General features: G+C 41.4%; 12 protein-coding genes. 8 read left to right on the plus strand and 4 right to left on the minus strand.

What is annotated here, in order from left to right; all coding sequences use genetic code 11:
- Window positions 1-69 precede the first annotated feature (69 nt).
- From mfd to PDL71_RS17065, 4 genes are all read left to right on the plus strand, one after another.
- On the plus strand, window positions 70-3477 hold the full coding sequence (gene mfd / locus PDL71_RS17050; protein ID WP_407523372.1) for a transcription-repair coupling factor: 3408 nt from the start codon (window positions 70-72) through the stop codon (window positions 3475-3477).
- Window positions 3478-3515: 38 nt separating this feature from the next.
- Window positions 3516-4631, plus strand: coding sequence for a hypothetical protein (locus PDL71_RS17055; RefSeq protein ID WP_407523374.1), 1116 nt, complete (start codon window positions 3516-3518; stop codon window positions 4629-4631).
- A gap of 42 nt (window positions 4632-4673) precedes the next feature.
- On the plus strand, window positions 4674-5042 hold the full coding sequence (locus PDL71_RS17060; protein WP_407523377.1) for a DUF4870 domain-containing protein: 369 nt from the start codon (window positions 4674-4676) through the stop codon (window positions 5040-5042).
- Between the two features lie 147 nt (window positions 5043-5189).
- Complete coding sequence (locus PDL71_RS17065; RefSeq protein ID WP_407523380.1) at window positions 5190-5846, plus strand: hypothetical protein; 657 nt, start codon at window positions 5190-5192, stop codon at window positions 5844-5846.
- Between the two features lie 75 nt (window positions 5847-5921).
- Here the strand turns inward: PDL71_RS17065 and PDL71_RS17070 are convergent, their stop codons facing one another.
- Window positions 5922-6119, minus strand: coding sequence for a hypothetical protein (locus PDL71_RS17070; RefSeq protein ID WP_407523383.1), 198 nt, complete (start codon window positions 6117-6119; stop codon window positions 5922-5924).
- A gap of 225 nt (window positions 6120-6344) precedes the next feature.
- Complete coding sequence (gene gyrB, locus PDL71_RS17075; protein WP_407523385.1) at window positions 6345-8351, minus strand: DNA topoisomerase (ATP-hydrolyzing) subunit B; 2007 nt, start codon at window positions 8349-8351, stop codon at window positions 6345-6347.
- Window positions 8352-8583: 232 nt separating this feature from the next.
- On the opposite strand from gyrB, the gene PDL71_RS17080 reads away from it, so the two are divergent.
- A complete protein-coding gene (locus PDL71_RS17080; RefSeq protein ID WP_407523388.1) occupies window positions 8584-9516 on the plus strand; it encodes a helix-turn-helix domain-containing protein in 933 nt (310 codons plus the stop codon).
- 89 nt (window positions 9517-9605) lie between these two features.
- Window positions 9606-11837: a TonB-dependent receptor family protein gene (locus PDL71_RS17085; protein WP_407523391.1), complete on the plus strand. Its 2232-nt coding sequence runs from the start codon at window positions 9606-9608 to the stop codon at window positions 11835-11837.
- Between the two features lie 50 nt (window positions 11838-11887).
- Here PDL71_RS17085 and PDL71_RS17090 read toward each other — a convergent pair whose 3' ends face one another.
- Window positions 11888-12604, minus strand: a complete 717-nt coding sequence (locus tag PDL71_RS17090; RefSeq protein WP_407523394.1) for a hypothetical protein — start codon at window positions 12602-12604, stop codon at window positions 11888-11890.
- 211 nt (window positions 12605-12815) lie between these two features.
- Between PDL71_RS17090 and PDL71_RS17095 the strand changes: the two genes are divergently transcribed.
- Window positions 12816-14963, plus strand: coding sequence for a TonB-dependent receptor plug domain-containing protein (locus tag PDL71_RS17095; RefSeq protein WP_407523397.1), 2148 nt, complete (start codon window positions 12816-12818; stop codon window positions 14961-14963).
- Window positions 14964-14970: 7 nt separating this feature from the next.
- Window positions 14971-15648, plus strand: coding sequence for an HmuY family protein (locus PDL71_RS17100; RefSeq protein ID WP_407523399.1), 678 nt, complete (start codon window positions 14971-14973; stop codon window positions 15646-15648).
- Window positions 15649-15799: 151 nt separating this feature from the next.
- On the opposite strand, the gene PDL71_RS17105 is transcribed toward PDL71_RS17100, so the two are convergent.
- Window positions 15800-16264 carry a PepSY-like domain-containing protein gene (locus tag PDL71_RS17105; RefSeq protein WP_407523402.1) on the minus strand — a complete coding sequence of 155 codons (465 nt, stop codon included), beginning with the start codon at window positions 16262-16264 and terminating at the stop codon, window positions 15800-15802.
- Window positions 16265-16301: the final 37 nt, after the last annotated feature.

The raw sequence follows: 16301 nt of genomic DNA on the forward strand, positions 1-16301 counted from the left end.
TTATTCTAGTTACGATGGTTAGTTCAAAACAGGGTTTCATTATCTTTGCACCCCGTGAATTTTGAATCGTTGCTGAAGAAATTTTCTGATGATCCCCGTGTTTTTCAACTGGCGGACAGGCTCTCTTTTTCCTCTACGCAACGTATCTGGCTGAAAAACCTGCAGGGAAGTGCTTCGCAGTTTATTGCAGGCGCTGTATTTAACCATCCCAGCCAGGAGCAAACGAATCATTTGTTTATTCTTAATGATGCAGAAGAAGCTGCTTACTTCCACAATTCACTGGAAAGTATTACCAAGGAGCTCAACCTGTTTTATTTTCCATCTTCGTTTAAACATCCCAAAAACTTCAAGCTGCTCAACGCTTCACATGTAATGTTGCGCACAGAAGCGCTCACTAAATTTTCAATGCCTACCGGTCAACGGGTAGGAGCGATGGTTACCTATGCTGAAGCTTTGTTTGAAAAAGTAGTACTGCCCAAAAAATTACAGGGTAATATGCTGCTCATTAAAACCAATGATACATTGGATGTAGATGGCATCATGCAGTTTTTAGTTGATCTTGGGTTCAGCCGTACTGACTTTGTGTATGAGCCTGGGCAGTTTGCATTGCGTGGCGGGATATTGGATATTTACTCATTTGGAAATGAAAAGCCTTATCGTGTTGAATTGTTTGGTAATGATGTAGACAGCATCCGCATTTTTGATCCGGAAACACAGCTGAGTGAACGGAGACTGGCACAGGTAAGTATCATTCCCAATGTAGAAACACAATTTGAAAGCGGTGAAAAAGTTTCATTGTTTGATTTTCTTCCGGAGAATACAGTTGTATGGCTGAAAGACTGGGATGTGATTAAAGAGCGGCTGTTAACGATGGAAGAAGAGCTGGAGCAGTTTTTAAAAATTGCTGCTGTTCCATCCAGAAATCAATACGAGGAGGAAGACCGGCTGGAGAAAACAGAAATAACAGCTGCAGATTTTATTACTGCAGAAACAGCAGAGCAACAGTTGCAGCGAATGCATACGATTGAGTTTGGTTATGAACCGCATTTGCTGTCAACCGTTGATGAAACAAACCAGGTTACCATCAGATGTCATACCAAACATCAGCCGGCGTTTAACCGGCAGTTTGAATTACTCATCAAAGACTTGAAAGGATGGGAAGCCAAAGGATTTGAAGCATTCATTTTTGCCGAGAATCCAAAACAACTGGAACGCCTTTACAGCATTTTTTCCGATTTAAAAGCTGAGATACAATTTACTCCCATCAACAGTGCGATTCATGAAGGCTTTATTGATGAAGACCTGAAGATGGTGTGTTATACCGATCATGAAATTTTTCAACGGTATCATAAATATAAAGTAAAGCAGGCTTACAATAAAAGTAAGGCGCTTACCATTCGTGCACTGAAAGAATTACAACCGGGTGATTATGTTACGCATATTGATCATGGTGTGGGTGTGTACAGTGGTTTACAAAAGATTGATGTAAACGGTGTGATGCAGGAAGCAGTGCGTTTGATTTATAAAGACAGTGATATTTTGTATGTGAACATTAATTCACTGCACAAAATTTCAAAGTACACGGGTAAGGAAGGAAGTGTACCCAAGGTGAATAAACTGGGCAGTGATGCCTGGAACCGACTCAAAGAAAAAACCAAGACCAAGGTTAAAGAAATTGCTTTTGATCTCATTCAACTCTACGCACAACGTAAAGCACAGGAAGGTTTTGCACATACACCTGACAGCTATTTACAAACAGAGCTGGAAGCTTCGTTTATGTACGAAGACACACCGGATCAAAGCAAGGCAACTGCCGATGTAAAGAAAGATATGGAATCACCATCGCCTATGGACCGGTTGGTATGTGGTGATGTTGGCTTTGGCAAAACAGAGATTGCCATCCGTGCTGCATTTAAAACCGTGTGTGATGGAAAGCAGGCAGCCATAATGGTGCCCACTACCATTCTTGCCTTTCAACACTATAAAACATTTAAAGAACGGTTGAAAGATTTTCCTGTGACGGTTGATTATGTGAATCGTTTTAAAAGCGCCAAAGAGAAAAAAGAAACCTACGAAAAAGTAAAAGAAGGCAAGGTTGATATCATTGTTGGTACCCATGCACTTTTGGGTAAAGAAGTAAAGTTTAAAGATCTTGGTTTGCTGGTGGTGGATGAAGAACAGAAGTTTGGTGTGGGGCACAAAGAAAAAATCAAAACTTTTAAAACAAATGTTGATGCCCTTACACTTACGGCCACGCCCATCCCAAGAACATTGCAGTTCAGTTTAATGGGTGCACGAGATTTAAGTATAATGAATACACCCCCGCCCAACCGTCAGCCCATTCAAACAGAAGTGCGGGTGTTTGAAGAAGATTTTATCCGTGATGCAGTTTACTTTGAAACGGAAAGAGGCGGCCAGGTTTTTTTCATTCACAACCGTATTGCCGGTTTGGCGGAAATGGCAGCGATCATTCAGCGATTGTGTCCGGATTTGAGTATTGGTTTTGCACACGGGCAAATGGAAGGTCATGAACTGGAAGAAAAAATCTTAGACTTTATTGATCAGAAATATGATGTATTGGTTTGTACCAATATTGTGGAGAGCGGGGTTGATATTCCCAATGTAAATACCATCATCGTTAACAATGCCCACCAGTTTGGTTTGAGTGATCTGCACCAGTTGCGTGGTCGTGTAGGCCGTAGCAATAAAAAAGCATTCTGCTATTTACTGGCACCGCCGATGAGTACCTTGCCGAACGACAGCAGAAAGCGTTTACAAACCCTGGAACAACACAGCGAACTGGGCAGCGGTTTTCAAATTGCCATGCGTGACCTGGACATACGTGGAGCCGGCAATTTATTAGGTGGTGAGCAAAGTGGTTTTATGGCAGAGATTGGTTTTGAAATGTATCAAAAGATACTGGATGAAGCCATTCGTGAACTGAAGCGTACGAAGTTCCGGGAACTGTTTAAAGAAGAAATTCAGCAGCAGGAAGATTATGTGAAAGATTGTTTGATTGATACTGATCTTGAGATTTTGATTCCTGATGCGTATGTGGAAAGTATTACCGAACGTTTGAGTCTTTATACCCGGTTGGATAATTGTGAAAACGAAGAAGAGTTACAGGCATTTCATACCGAATTACAGGATCGTTTTGGTGCTGTTCCTCCGCAGGTAGAAGATTTGTTTACAACCGTACGCTGCCGCAGGCTGGGTGTAGAACTTGGTTTTGAAAAAATGACCTTGAAAGACAAAACACTTCGTTGCTACTTTATCAACAATCCTGACTCTCCCTATTTTGAGTCAAATATTTTCCAGGGCATCATGCAATTTGTACAAACAGGATTGAACAAAGCCCGTTTAAAACAAACAGGCAAACTGTTTTTATTGATTGTAGAAGATATTTCTTCGATGGAGCATCTATTAAGACTGCTCACCCGTATGCATCAGTCCATCATGAGTTCAGCAACAGCATAATTGTTTTGCTGCTATTTTGTTACTTTACCAAAAAAAGAATGCGGAAGCTATTGAAGTTAATCGGTATTAACCTGCTGGTATTGATCGGTTTGATTCTTATTGCCGATTTAACAGCGTTGATTCTATTTTCCATTCAGGATGCCCGTGCCGCTAAAAAGAAACAACAACTAAGGGAAGAAGGTATTACTGCCATCACTTCACTATCTGCTTATAAAAATGTGAATTGGGCCAAAGATCAATTGAAAGAAGAACTGCAGCAAAAATTTGTGTACCGTTCTTTTGTAGGCTGGCGCAAACTTGCCTTTGAAGGACGCACCATACATGTTGATTCCAACGGCATCAGAAGAACCATTCAAAGTGAACCCGGCAGTGACAGTGCTGCTACCGTGGTATTCCTGGGCGGTTCAACCATGTGGGGTGATAATGTGCATGACTCCTGCACCATCCCTTCTTACTTCAGCCTCTTGTCAAAAGGAAAATACAGGGCGGTTAATTTTGGTGAAGACAGTTATTGTGCTTACCAGGGATTTTTGTTTTTACAGATGCAGTTGCTGCAGGGATTACAACCCAAAATTGTTGTTGCTTATGATGGCGTAAATAATGCACCGGGCATGGTGCTGCGTCCTTTCTCACATCGCCGGGAAGAGCAGATAGCTTATCATATTGATGGTGCAGACCAAAAGAAACCGCATCCCAAATTCAGTGATTACTATTTAAAACCAACCAGGGAATTATTACGTATTGCTCATCAAAAGATTTTCAGTAAAGAAGATTTGCAACCAATTGAAACCAATACCGGAACCATGAGTGATTCTGCCGCAGCCATTTATTTACTGGACTCCTGGTTGGCTGCAAAACAATTATCCAACCTGTATGGTGCAAAATTCATTTGTGTGTTACAACCGAATATTTACACCGGCACGCCCATCATCAGTGAATTAAAAAATCCGGTACGCATTAATTACAGTTACTACAAATTAATTCCGGGTTTACTGCAAACATCTAAATACGAATCACTCAAAGAAAGCTTTCTTGATTTTACGCAGTTGTTTAATAACAGGGAAGGGATTTACATTGATTTTTGTCATCTTGGCCCAGAAGGCAACCAAACCATTGCTCAACAGTTACTCCTGCACCTGGAAAAAAGAAACTGAAACTTCTGATTTTTATTTACCTTAAAGCAATAAAAAAGCTATATGGAACAACAAAACTTTTCGCAATCAAGTGAAACAAGATATACCAATGTAAGCAGCGACGAAAGGACCATGACTATTTTAGTACACATCCTTTCTATCTTCTTCTGGATTTTTCCGGGGCTTATTATTTACCTGCTTAAAAAAGATGAATCATCTTATGTAGCGGAACACGCAAAAGAAGCGCTGAACTTTCAGATATCACTTACTATTTTTTATGTTATCAGTGCAGTATTAATGCTCTTACTGGTGGGTATCTTGTTTTTTGTGATTCTTTATTTTGCCAATATCATACTCTGCATTATAGCTACAGTAAAAGCAAATGACAATATCCTGTACCGTTATCCTTTCAGCATCCGCTTAGTAAAATAAAGCGATCGTTATTTCCACAGGTAGTTTTACGAAGCTGTTAAGCATTTTGTAAAGCAGTTACAATAACTGCTCCTTTCATTCGTTTGGCATAAGTGTTGAATCTTCAAATGTGTACACATTGTATTATTCACATTTAAAACCGAGCTTATGAACCGTACTTTACTCATTCTCCTTTCCATTATTATTTTGGCCTCCTGCGCCCGCAGGCGTACCATGGAGCGGGTACAGAGTTATGGAATCCGCACTATTGCCATTCTGCCCATTGATTTAACGGTAGCAGGTACCAAGCCAACTAAAATCAGTCCGGAAGAATACCAGAAACGGATTGAACGTAACCGCAAGTACATGTACAATGCATTGTATATTGACCTTGTACAATTTGCTGATATCAGGCTCCGCAAATATTCCCAAGCTGAGTTTCAATCACTGGATAAAACAAGACAGCTTTTGGAAGAAAAAGGTATCACTGATTCAGTTGCTCATTTAATGGATGCGGAAGAACTGGCAAAGATCCTAGGTGTTGATGCCATTCTCAAAACAAATATTACACAAAACCGTGTACTGAGTGATGAAGCTGCTTTTGGTGTGGATGTCATTGGTGGTGTTATAAGAAGCACCGGTGCCAATCTTCCATTGCCCACAGGCGCTGCACGCACCAGTGATATTTTTGTAAGCTGTGCTTTAATTAAAAGAGGTTATGCAGTTTGGAGCACCCGTTTCAATAATTCTACTGACTGGAACTACCCGGTAGAAGTAGCCATGCAGGATGTAACAAGAGGTATTGCAAGAAGATTCCCTTTGTAAACATAACCCATTTTAAACAGAAACGTCGTTCTGCATAGCGGAACGACGTTTCTGTTTATACTTGATACGATTGAATTAATCCCATCCTTTCTTTGCAGTACCGGCCGCAATAGCCGCCAGTGCTTTTGCCTCACTCAGCAAAGAAGTGAGTTTGTTGCCTTTACCATCATTACCCTGTGCCATATATCCGCCTCTTGCAGTTTTAGTAATTACGGCGTCAAGCATAGGAACATTCTTTTCTTTTGTCTTTACGTTATAAGCTGTGATTTGCATACGTATTAATTTGAGTTAGTGAATAATATGTTTGTATCAAGGGCCGGCAACGGCTTTTGATTCAGAGCAAAAGTAACAGTTCAGGGCCAAAGGGGGTAATGAAGCTTTTCCACAGTTCTAAACAACTGAAAATCAAATAAAAAAGCGACTTTTCAGTCGCTTTTGCAAGTATTTTATAATGCGTTGAGGCTTTCCGAACCAGCCTGAATGCCCTGCACAGATCCCTTATGCATCAATTTTCGCATACTTCGCATGGCTTTCTATGAATTCCCTGCGGGGCGCCACTTCATCACCCATGAGCATACTGAACACACTATCGGCCTCAGCCGCACTTTCAATAGTTACTTTTTTGAGGGAACGGGTAGCCGGGTTCATGGTTGTTTCCCACAACTGGTCGGCATTCATTTCACCCAAACCTTTATAGCGCTGGAAACCTACATTATCTTCCTTACCACCGCCAATTCTGATGGCAATCGCTTTACGCTCTTCATCCGTCCATGCATAAGCTTGCTCTTTTCCTTTTTTCACCAAATACAAAGGTGGCTGGGCGATATAGAGATACCCTTGCTCTACCAACTCCTTCATATAACGGAAGAAGAAGGTAAGAATCAACGTAGCAATATGACTTCCGTCCACATCAGCATCCGTCATGATGATGATTTTGTGATAACGCAGCTTGCTTAAGTCCAACGCCTTGGGATCTTCAGGTGTACCAATCTTCACACCCAATGCGGTGAACATATTACGGATCTCTTCATTATCATAAATCTTATGCTCCATTGCTTTCTCCACGTTCAAAATTTTACCACGTAGAGGAAGAATAGCCTGGAAACTTCTGTCTCTGCCCTGCTTGGCTGTACCACCTGCTGAATCACCCTCCACCAGGTATAACTCACAACGTTCAGGATCACGGTCAGAGCAATCTGCCAGTTTACCGGGCAAACCGCCACCGCTCATTACGGTTTTACGTTGTACCAGTTCACGGGCTTTGCGTGCTGCTGCCCTTGCCTGTGCGGCCAGAATGATTTTCTGAACGATGTTCTTGGCATCTCTTGGATTTTCTTCGAGGAATGCTTCTAATGTTTTACCAACCGTACTCTCTACAATACCTGCTACCTCACTGTTACCCAGCTTGGTTTTAGTTTGACCTTCAAACTGCGGCTCCGGAACTTTTACAGAAACAATAGCAGTTAACCCTTCACGGAAATCATCTCCTTCCACATCCACTTTTGCTTTTTCAAACAAACCTTCCCGTTTGCCATAGGCCGTAAAGATTCTTGTTATAGCACGACGAAAACCTGTAACATGTGTACCGCCTTCAATGGTGTTGATATTATTTACGTAGGAAAAAATATGCTCGTTGAAAGAAGTGTTGTACATCATGGCCACTTCCACAGCTACATTGGTAGCCTCATCACGGCCTTCCATATACACTACCTTTGGAAGCAACGCATCACGCTTACCATTCTTATCAATCAACTCTACAAATTCAATAATACCACCTTCGCTGTAAAATGTTTTGCTGTAAGTGGAACCATCATCATTCACTTCACGCAAATCATTCAGGTTAATGCGGATGCCTTTATTCAAAAACGCCAGCTCACGCAAACGTGCTTCCAGAATTTCTTTCTTGTAAGTAGTTACGGTAAAGATGGTCGCATCAGGCCAAAAGTGAACACGTGTACCTGTTATTTCACTGGTGCCAATTTCACGTACGGCATATTGCGGAATACCAATGTTATATTCCTGCTCAAATATTTTGCCTTCACGCTGTACGGTTACATGCAGTTTGGTAGAGAGTGCGTTTACACAACTCACACCCACACCATGCAAACCGCCTGATACTTTATAAGAACCTTTATCAAACTTTCCACCTGCATGCAAAACGGTCATTACTACTTCCAGCGCTGAACGCTTTTCTTTACTGTGCATGGCGGTGGGAATACCACGGCCATCATCCTGCACGCTGATGCTGTTATCTTCATGAATGTTTACGGTGATATTTTTACAATAACCCGCCAGCGCTTCATCAATGGAGTTATCTACTACTTCATATACCAGGTGATGTAACCCTTTTTCACTGATATCGCCAATATACATGGCAGGGCGCTTCCGAACGGCTTCGAGTCCTTCAAGAACCTGAATACTGTCGGCTCCGTAATTTTTTTCCTGGTTCACTGCGCTGTTAATGGGGGTTGTTGTTTCAATTGTATCCTGCAATTCTGTGCTCATAAAATGCGTCTCAAAAATCTTGATTGGTGAGAGAAAAAACGATTCTGACAAAAGTAAGGAAAAGGCATGGGTTGACCCGTTTTAAAGGGCTCTTTTTCGCTCTTAAATTTCCCCATTTTTCAAACAGTAAATCCGCAGCAAAAACACTGCGGATAGCGCCTTGGAAAGATGACAAAACAGTGTCATTCAGGTCTCATCATCTACCCTTTGTTTCGCTTATCTTTGCCGGCTGATGGAGCAGTTAAATGAACTTCTTTTATTAGCCAGCCGCAGCCCGGTTCTTACCAGCGAACTGGAGCTGGTATATGAGCAGGAAAAACAAATTCCGGGCTCCGTCAACTACGGCATTTACCGCTATAAGTCGCTGCCCCATATTACCCCGGAAGATACTGCCTTGCTGGTGTACAATTATGCAGCCGGGCGTACCGGTGAAAAAAGCATAGAACTGCGTTTCTGTGTAAAAGGAAATCAATACTGCAGCAGCAAACAATGCAGCAACGGGGTTTGCAAGAAAAGCTCTGCTGACTGCGAAGCAGCACCCACCATTGATCTGTTCTTTTTCCGTTTTTCCCCGGCATATCTAACACCTTTTGTAAAAGGAAGAACCCTCAGCACCAAGAGCGACCGTGTGATTGCATTTAAAGAAAAAGAGTCCTTTACCACTACGGTAAATCTTTGCAACAGAATCAAAACGGTGTTGGATAACCTGCTGCAGCACAATTACAGCAATGCGCTGGAAAATATTTACGTAAACAGCCAGTTGCAAACACTCCTGCTGTACGGACTGGAATGTCTTACAGAGCAGAAAGCCGAAGAAAGCTTTGTATGCCGGTTCCTGGCTACTGATACAGCAAGGGATACGATTCTGCAGGCCCGTGAAATTCTGTTGCAGCGTATTGGCGAACCCATTACTATTAAAGAGCTGAGCCGCAAAGTAGGCACCAATGAATGCTATCTCAAGAAAGGATTTAAGGAGATGTTCGGCACTACCATTTTTGAGTTTTATCAAACACAACGGATGGAGCATGCTAAATACCTGCTGTATGAAAAAGGACTGAGTGTAACAGAAGTGAGCGCTCTGCTGGGCTATTCATCCATCTCTCATTTTTCCACAGCGTTTAAAAAACATACGGGGCTAAAGCCTTGTGAACTCTTATTCCGCTAATTCTTCCCGATCCCGTAAACCCTTTTTCCCATTCCGTAACAATCAGTTCATAGTACTGAATCAAATTTGCGGCGACAAAAATTGATACTATGAAGCATTTGATGATTGGATTAAGCCTCGGATTAATGACCACAGGCAGTTTTGCACAGGAAGTTCAAAGGGATACGGTTCGCACTCACACCAAGTATTTATCAGACATAACCATTGTTGGTCGTAATACAAGAGCTGATATTCATTTCTTACCTGAAATAGTAGGCACCCAAATCAACGCCGGTAAAAAGAACTCATTGATTGTGATGGATAATGTACAGGGCAATGTGGTTACCAATACCATGCGCCAGGTAATGGCCAAAGTACCCGGTATTCAGATCTGGGAAAGTGATCCCAGCGGTATTCAGATCGGCATTGGTGCAAGAGGTTTGAGTCCCAACCGCAGTTGGGAATTCAATGTTCGCCAGAATGGTTACGATATCAGCAGCGATCCTTTCGGTTACCCCGAAGCGTATTATACACCACAATTAAACTCAGTACAACGTATACAGGTAGTACGTGGTGCCGGCAGTTTGCAATACGGTCCGCAGTTTGGCGGCATGGTGAACTTCATTATGAAAAACGGAAGTGAACTCAACAAACCCTTTCAGTTTGAAACACAACAAACTGCCGGAAGTTTCGGACTCTTCAACACTTATAATGCCATTGGCGGTGAAACAAACAAAGCACATTATTATGCGTTCTGGGATAAACGATTGGGCAACGGTTCCCGCCCCAACAGTCGTTTTGATGTAAGCACGGGCTTCGGTTCTTTTACCTGGAAAGCCAGCAATAAATTAAAACTGGGTATTGAGTACACACATTTCAACTATGTGGCGCAACAGCCGGGCGGTTTAACGGATGCACAGTTTGCTGCAGATCATTTACAAAGTTTACGCTCCCGTAACTGGTTTAATGTACAGTTTAACATTCTTGCCCTGAATGCTGACTATACCATTACTGATAACAGCCGCATTAATATAAAAGTATTTGGAATGACGGGCGACCGTAACAGCAATGGCTTTATGTCAACACCTAATATAAAGGATACGGTGAATGCTGCTACCCTTCAGTACAATAACCGAAGAGTAGATATAGACAGGTACCGTAATGCAGGTGCTGAGTTGCGTTACATCAATGAATACAAAATCGGTTCGCTCAAGAATACAGTAGCAGCAGGTGTTCGTTATTTCAGAGGCAATACTGCACGAATGCAAAACGGAAGAGGTGATACGGGAACTGATTATAACATTAATACATCAGCTCCGTTTGGAACGGATCTTGACTTTGTTACGTCCAATACTGCTTTTTTTGCTGAAAACATTATTCATATTGGCAAGAAGCTCATTTTAATTCCGGGTGTACGCTATGAAACGATCCGCAATACGGCTGAAGGAAGAATCAGCTTTAACAGCAACGGAAGCGAAAACAAAGTGAGTAATGAAATCCGTAACAGGAATTTTGCGTTGCTCGGTGTTGGTGCAGAATATCATATCGGCAATACAGAATTGTATGCAAACTGGAGCCAGGCTTACCGCCCTGCATTGTTCAGTGATTTAACGGCCAATCCTACTACGGATGTAATTGATGAGAATTTAAAAGATGCCAAAGGTTATAATGCTGATCTTGGATGGCGTGGCAGCATTAAAGAATTTTTGTTCTTTGATGTGAGTGGTTATTACCTGAAATACAATAACCGTATCGGTTTAATTGCACAGCAACGTACTGATGGCAGTTTTTATAACTTCAGAACCAATGTGGGCAACAGTACCAGTAAAGGCGCAGAGTTACTTGTGGAGTTCAGCCCGGTGAAAGCGTTTGTAAAAAATTCAACATTCGGAAATATTACGCTCTTTGCTTCATTGGCCTTTATTGATGCCCGTTACGGCGATTTCAGAGTGGTAACCAGGAGCGGGAATACATTAACGGAAACCACACTCAAAGACAAACGTGTAGAGAATGCACCACAGCGCATCTTCCGTACCGGTGTTACCTACGCCTACAAAAAGTTAACCGCTACTGTTCAATACAATTACACCGGTGATGCGTTCAGCGATGCAAACAATACGGTTGCACCTGTTACAACAGGTGTAAATGGCCTGATTCCTTCTTACCAGATTGTGGATGTATCTGCTACTTACAAATTCACAGAACGTTTCTTTGTAAAAGGAGGATTAAACAATCTCTTCAACGAAAAATATTTTACAAGAAGAGCGGGAGGTTATCCGGGACCCGGCATCATGAGTGCTGATCCAAGAAATTTCTTTTTAACGATCGGAGCAAAATTTTAAAGCATATAGTTTATAAAAAAAGCCGGGGATCTGAATTCCCGGCTTTTTTATTATGCAGTCTGTAATTGATTAGCGTATAGAGAAGTTGAACTGTCCTTCCGCATGTACATGTACCCTGCAAAAATCAGAATCAATCCTAAAAACTCCGTTACATATAACACCTCAGTAAAACCTGCTTTTGAATAAGAGCCGCCAATACCGGGCAACAGCCCGCCCGCAGCAATGAGCAGGTTACCTGCAAAGCGAACTTTAAATTGTTTTGATTTTGAATATTGAAATGCAGAATAAACAGCACCACCCACCAGAAATATAAATGCATACAGATTAATAAATGGTGTCATATATCTTATGAACTTCCACTCCAGCACTTTGCCGGTTAATTTATTACCCTGTTGTAACTCCAGGTTAAGCGGAGATAAAAAAGTAAGTATTGCGGCCGCAGCAATAATAATGAGAAACAAGCGTGTCATTCGTTTGGCAGTCCTTTCCTTCATCATTAAATAAACAGTGCCGGTTGCCAATGGCCATCCACCAAGCAATGCTCCGGTGATGTACCATAGTCTGAATTTTAAAGGGCTCCATCCCATCAATGTGTTTAAACTTTCAACAAGTGTTCCTGCACCATAACAAGCTACGCCAATCATCCACCATAGTAAATAGGTTGCTCCCGTCTTTTCACGGTAATGCTTTAACATGATTGCGAAAAAAACAACAGAAAGCACGGTGGTTGCAAGAGGAATAAAGTCAATCATTCTTTTTTGCTGCAAATTTTTATAGAAAGTTTTTTACAACAGGTCATGTTACCGTCAGAATTCAGAAAGAAAGAATTGTTTTTACGTTCAATGATTGTTATCATTTTTCAAACTGATTGATGCACAAAAAATGTCATTTGATTGTCAATCCTTCAAAGCAGCTCACATCATGACAAAACTGTGATAAACATTCCCGTGCCACGTTTCACTTTTGCAGCAATTATTTATGCTGCGAAAATTATTATTTATTCTATCCGTCATTCATTCTGTTCACAGCTCTGCACAACAGAATGAAAACAATCTTTCAGATTCTGTAAAATCGTTGTCAGAAGTTGTGATTACTGCCACACGTACTGAAAGAAAGCTGGGCAATGTGGCGGTACCGGTAACCATTATATCTCAAAAACAAATTCAACAGGCGGGTTCTTTGCGGTTGCGGGATATTTTGCAGGAAACAACAGGGCTCTTCTTAACAGCAGGATTTGGAGCAGGTGTGCAAATGCAGGGATTAAATCCTGATTACACATTGATATTGATAGATGGTGAGCCATTGATTGGCCGTACAGCAGGTGTGCTGGACTTAAACCGGATTGCTATAGGCAATATTCAAAAAATTGAAATTGTAAAAGGGCCATCTTCAAGCCTCTATGGTTCTGAAGCTATGGCAGGTGTGATCAATATTATCACAGATCACAGCCGAAAAAAGCAACTCAGCTCATCGCTGCGTTACGGCTTTGGTAATCCTGATAAAGGATGGGCCAGTCCATGGGGCAGCAATACATTCAAACAATCAGACTTTAATCTGAATGCCGGTACCTACTGGAAAAAACTTTCACTCAAGTATGCAGGAAATGCATTTTATAATGATGCCATCACAACCAGGCCGTTTTCAATTGAACGACAGCCACAACCGGTGAACCGTATCACGAACCAGCTTCAACTGGCTTATACGTTTAATGAAAAAGCAAAACTCGATCTCACTGTAAGAAATGCATACGATTACATAAAGAAAGAACTGGCGGTAACCAACAATGGCAATATCAGCTCATCTTACGGAAGAGAAATTAATAACGACTGGAATTTTAATCCTGTTTTTACCTATCGTTTTAATCAAAAATTAAAATCAGCTTTAAGAGTTTATCATACCCGGTTTAATGGTTCGGAAAAGCTCAGGTTCAGAGAAAAGCCCGATAGTATTTATTATGATGCCTTCAGCCAGCGTTTTTACAGAGCAGAAAACCAAACGGATTTATCGTTTAAAAAAGTAACACTCACTGCCGGTGCCGGTTATATTATTGATGAAGCAACATCAACCCGCTATGATAACAGCAGCAGTGTAAAGCAAAATAAAATTGTATATGGCTTCCTGCAGAATGAATGGATGCCGGTTGAAAAAATTACCATTATCGCCGGAATAAGGTATGACGATAACCAGCTCTTTGCGTCTGCATTCAGTCCAAAACTGGCCATTCGTTACGCTGTACATCCAAAGCTTAAATTCAATGCGTCTGTTGGTCGTGGATTTAAAGCGCCGGATTTTCGTCAACTGTATCTCAACTTCACCAACGTGGCAGCAGGGGGATACTCAGTGTTCGGATCAGTGGATGCTGTAAAAATCATCACACAATTACAGCAAAGAGGAGAGATTTCTGAATTGTTGAGTGATTACGCCTTACTTACGAATCTCACACCTGAGTACAGTACAGGTTTCAATTTCAATATCCATTATTCGCCATTGAAAAAAGTAACTGTAAAGCTGAATGTTTTCAGGAATGATATTGATAATTTAATTGAAACAAGACAGGTGGCAACCCGTACAAACGGCTCACAAATTTTCAGCTATGTGAATGTAAAGAAAGCTTACACACAAGGCCTTGACGCTGAAGTGAGCTGGAACATCATCAAAAACCTTACACTAAACGGCGGATACCAATTGCTGTTCACTGCTGATAAAGAAGAACTGGAACGCATCAAAAGCGGTAAGGAATCAGTGAGAGATGCAAACAACATCAGCCGCACACTTTTAAAAAGTGAGTACATCGGCTTGCCAAACCGCAGCCGCCATATGGCCAACCTGAAATTAACTTATGAGAACGGCGAGCGCTTTTTTGCTACCATCAGAAGTATTTACAGAAGCCGTTGGGCCATCAGCAATACAAGCGGAAACAGTGTGTACGATGTAAACGATGAATTTGCAAACGGGTTTGTCCTCATCAATATCTCTGCCGGTAAAGAATTAAAAAAAGGGTTTCGCCTGCAGGCGGGTATGGACAATGTGTTCAATTACCAGGATAGAAACTTTCTGCCCAATCTACAGGGACGAGTGATTTATACCAGTATCACTTACAATTTTTTAAACAACAAAAAAAAATAGATCAAAAATGAAAAAAGCGGTTCAAACAAGTGTTGTAGTAATGGCTGCATTATTCGCATTAGCAGCATGTAAAAAACAAAAAACAGAAGCTCCCAAAACAGAAGATGCAGGAGCGTTTAAAGTAGAAGTATCCGGTAGCATTGTTACAGTAAAAAATCTTCCGGCTGATACAATTATCGGATTATCCTCACAAGGACAGCCTTTTGGTGCCGGTAAGTATTCTTTCTTTAGTCTTGAAACAAATAGCTGGGTTCCAAACAGTGATTCGGCCACTACCAAATGGGATTTAGCATTTGCAGGAACCGTTATACGTGTTAATAATGCCACCAGCGGACCCGGAGCAGGCGGTGCATTTGTACAGGTTGCCAATTTTAGTGATGTTACAAGTGTATCAAATGACTCTACTTTCAGAATTGATAACCATCCTGTAAGTTATGCTATACCACGTGGCTCTGGTCGTGCCTGGTACAACTATGATGGTGTAAATGTTTTATTAACACCTATTGCAGGCCGTACGCTCATCATCAGAACTGCCAGTGGCAAATATGCTAAAGTGGAAATCCTGAATTATTACAAAGGTGGTATTACTCCTTCTGTTACAGCATCGGATGCCGACAAAACTTATAAGCAACGTTTTTATACGTTCCGTTATACGTTCCAGGCTAATGGCTCTAAAAACTTTTAATCAGTTTATCTCATTGCAACAAAAATCCCCGCACCATTCGGTGGGGGATTTTTTGCATCTGTACCCTACAAACTATCAATTCTTTTACAGATAACCGGATGCTTCAAAGGTAAGTTACACTGTAACCGGAGTTTCAAAGGAATCAATACGATCAACTGCTGATGAAACCGGCATCATTTATATACACCGTCTTTGTCTCTTTATCTTTTGTAAGCGTTACTTTATAAAAAACAGAGATGCCTTCACGTTCAATTTTTTTCACTTCAGCTATCTGCATCTCTGCATATTGCTCTTTAAGTTTTGTTTGAGCCGCTTCGCTCAACTGATCAGCCGTGAGCATTGTTTGCGTACTCAGCCATTTGCCTTCTGCATTAAACTCTGCAATTTGTTTGAAACCGTTCTGCTCCACCGCTGCTACAAAATTTCCGTTGGCTTTTTTACTCCATTCAACAACTGCATCCGCCGTATATTTTTGAGTAAATGCATTCAGCACTGCTTCCGGTGGTACTATTTTTTCAATTTTTTGAATCGCTTGTTTTTTGGCAACCGTTTTCTGTGCCATCGTAACACCTGCACACAGCATAGTCATGAGCAGAAGAACAACTGTTTTTTTCATAATGAATCAATTTAAGATGTTTAGAATGCGGCGCCGG

It is taken from the genome of Lacibacter sp. MH-610, assembly GCF_045780045.1.
Classification (GTDB): Bacteria; Bacteroidota; Bacteroidia; order Chitinophagales; family Chitinophagaceae; genus Lacibacter.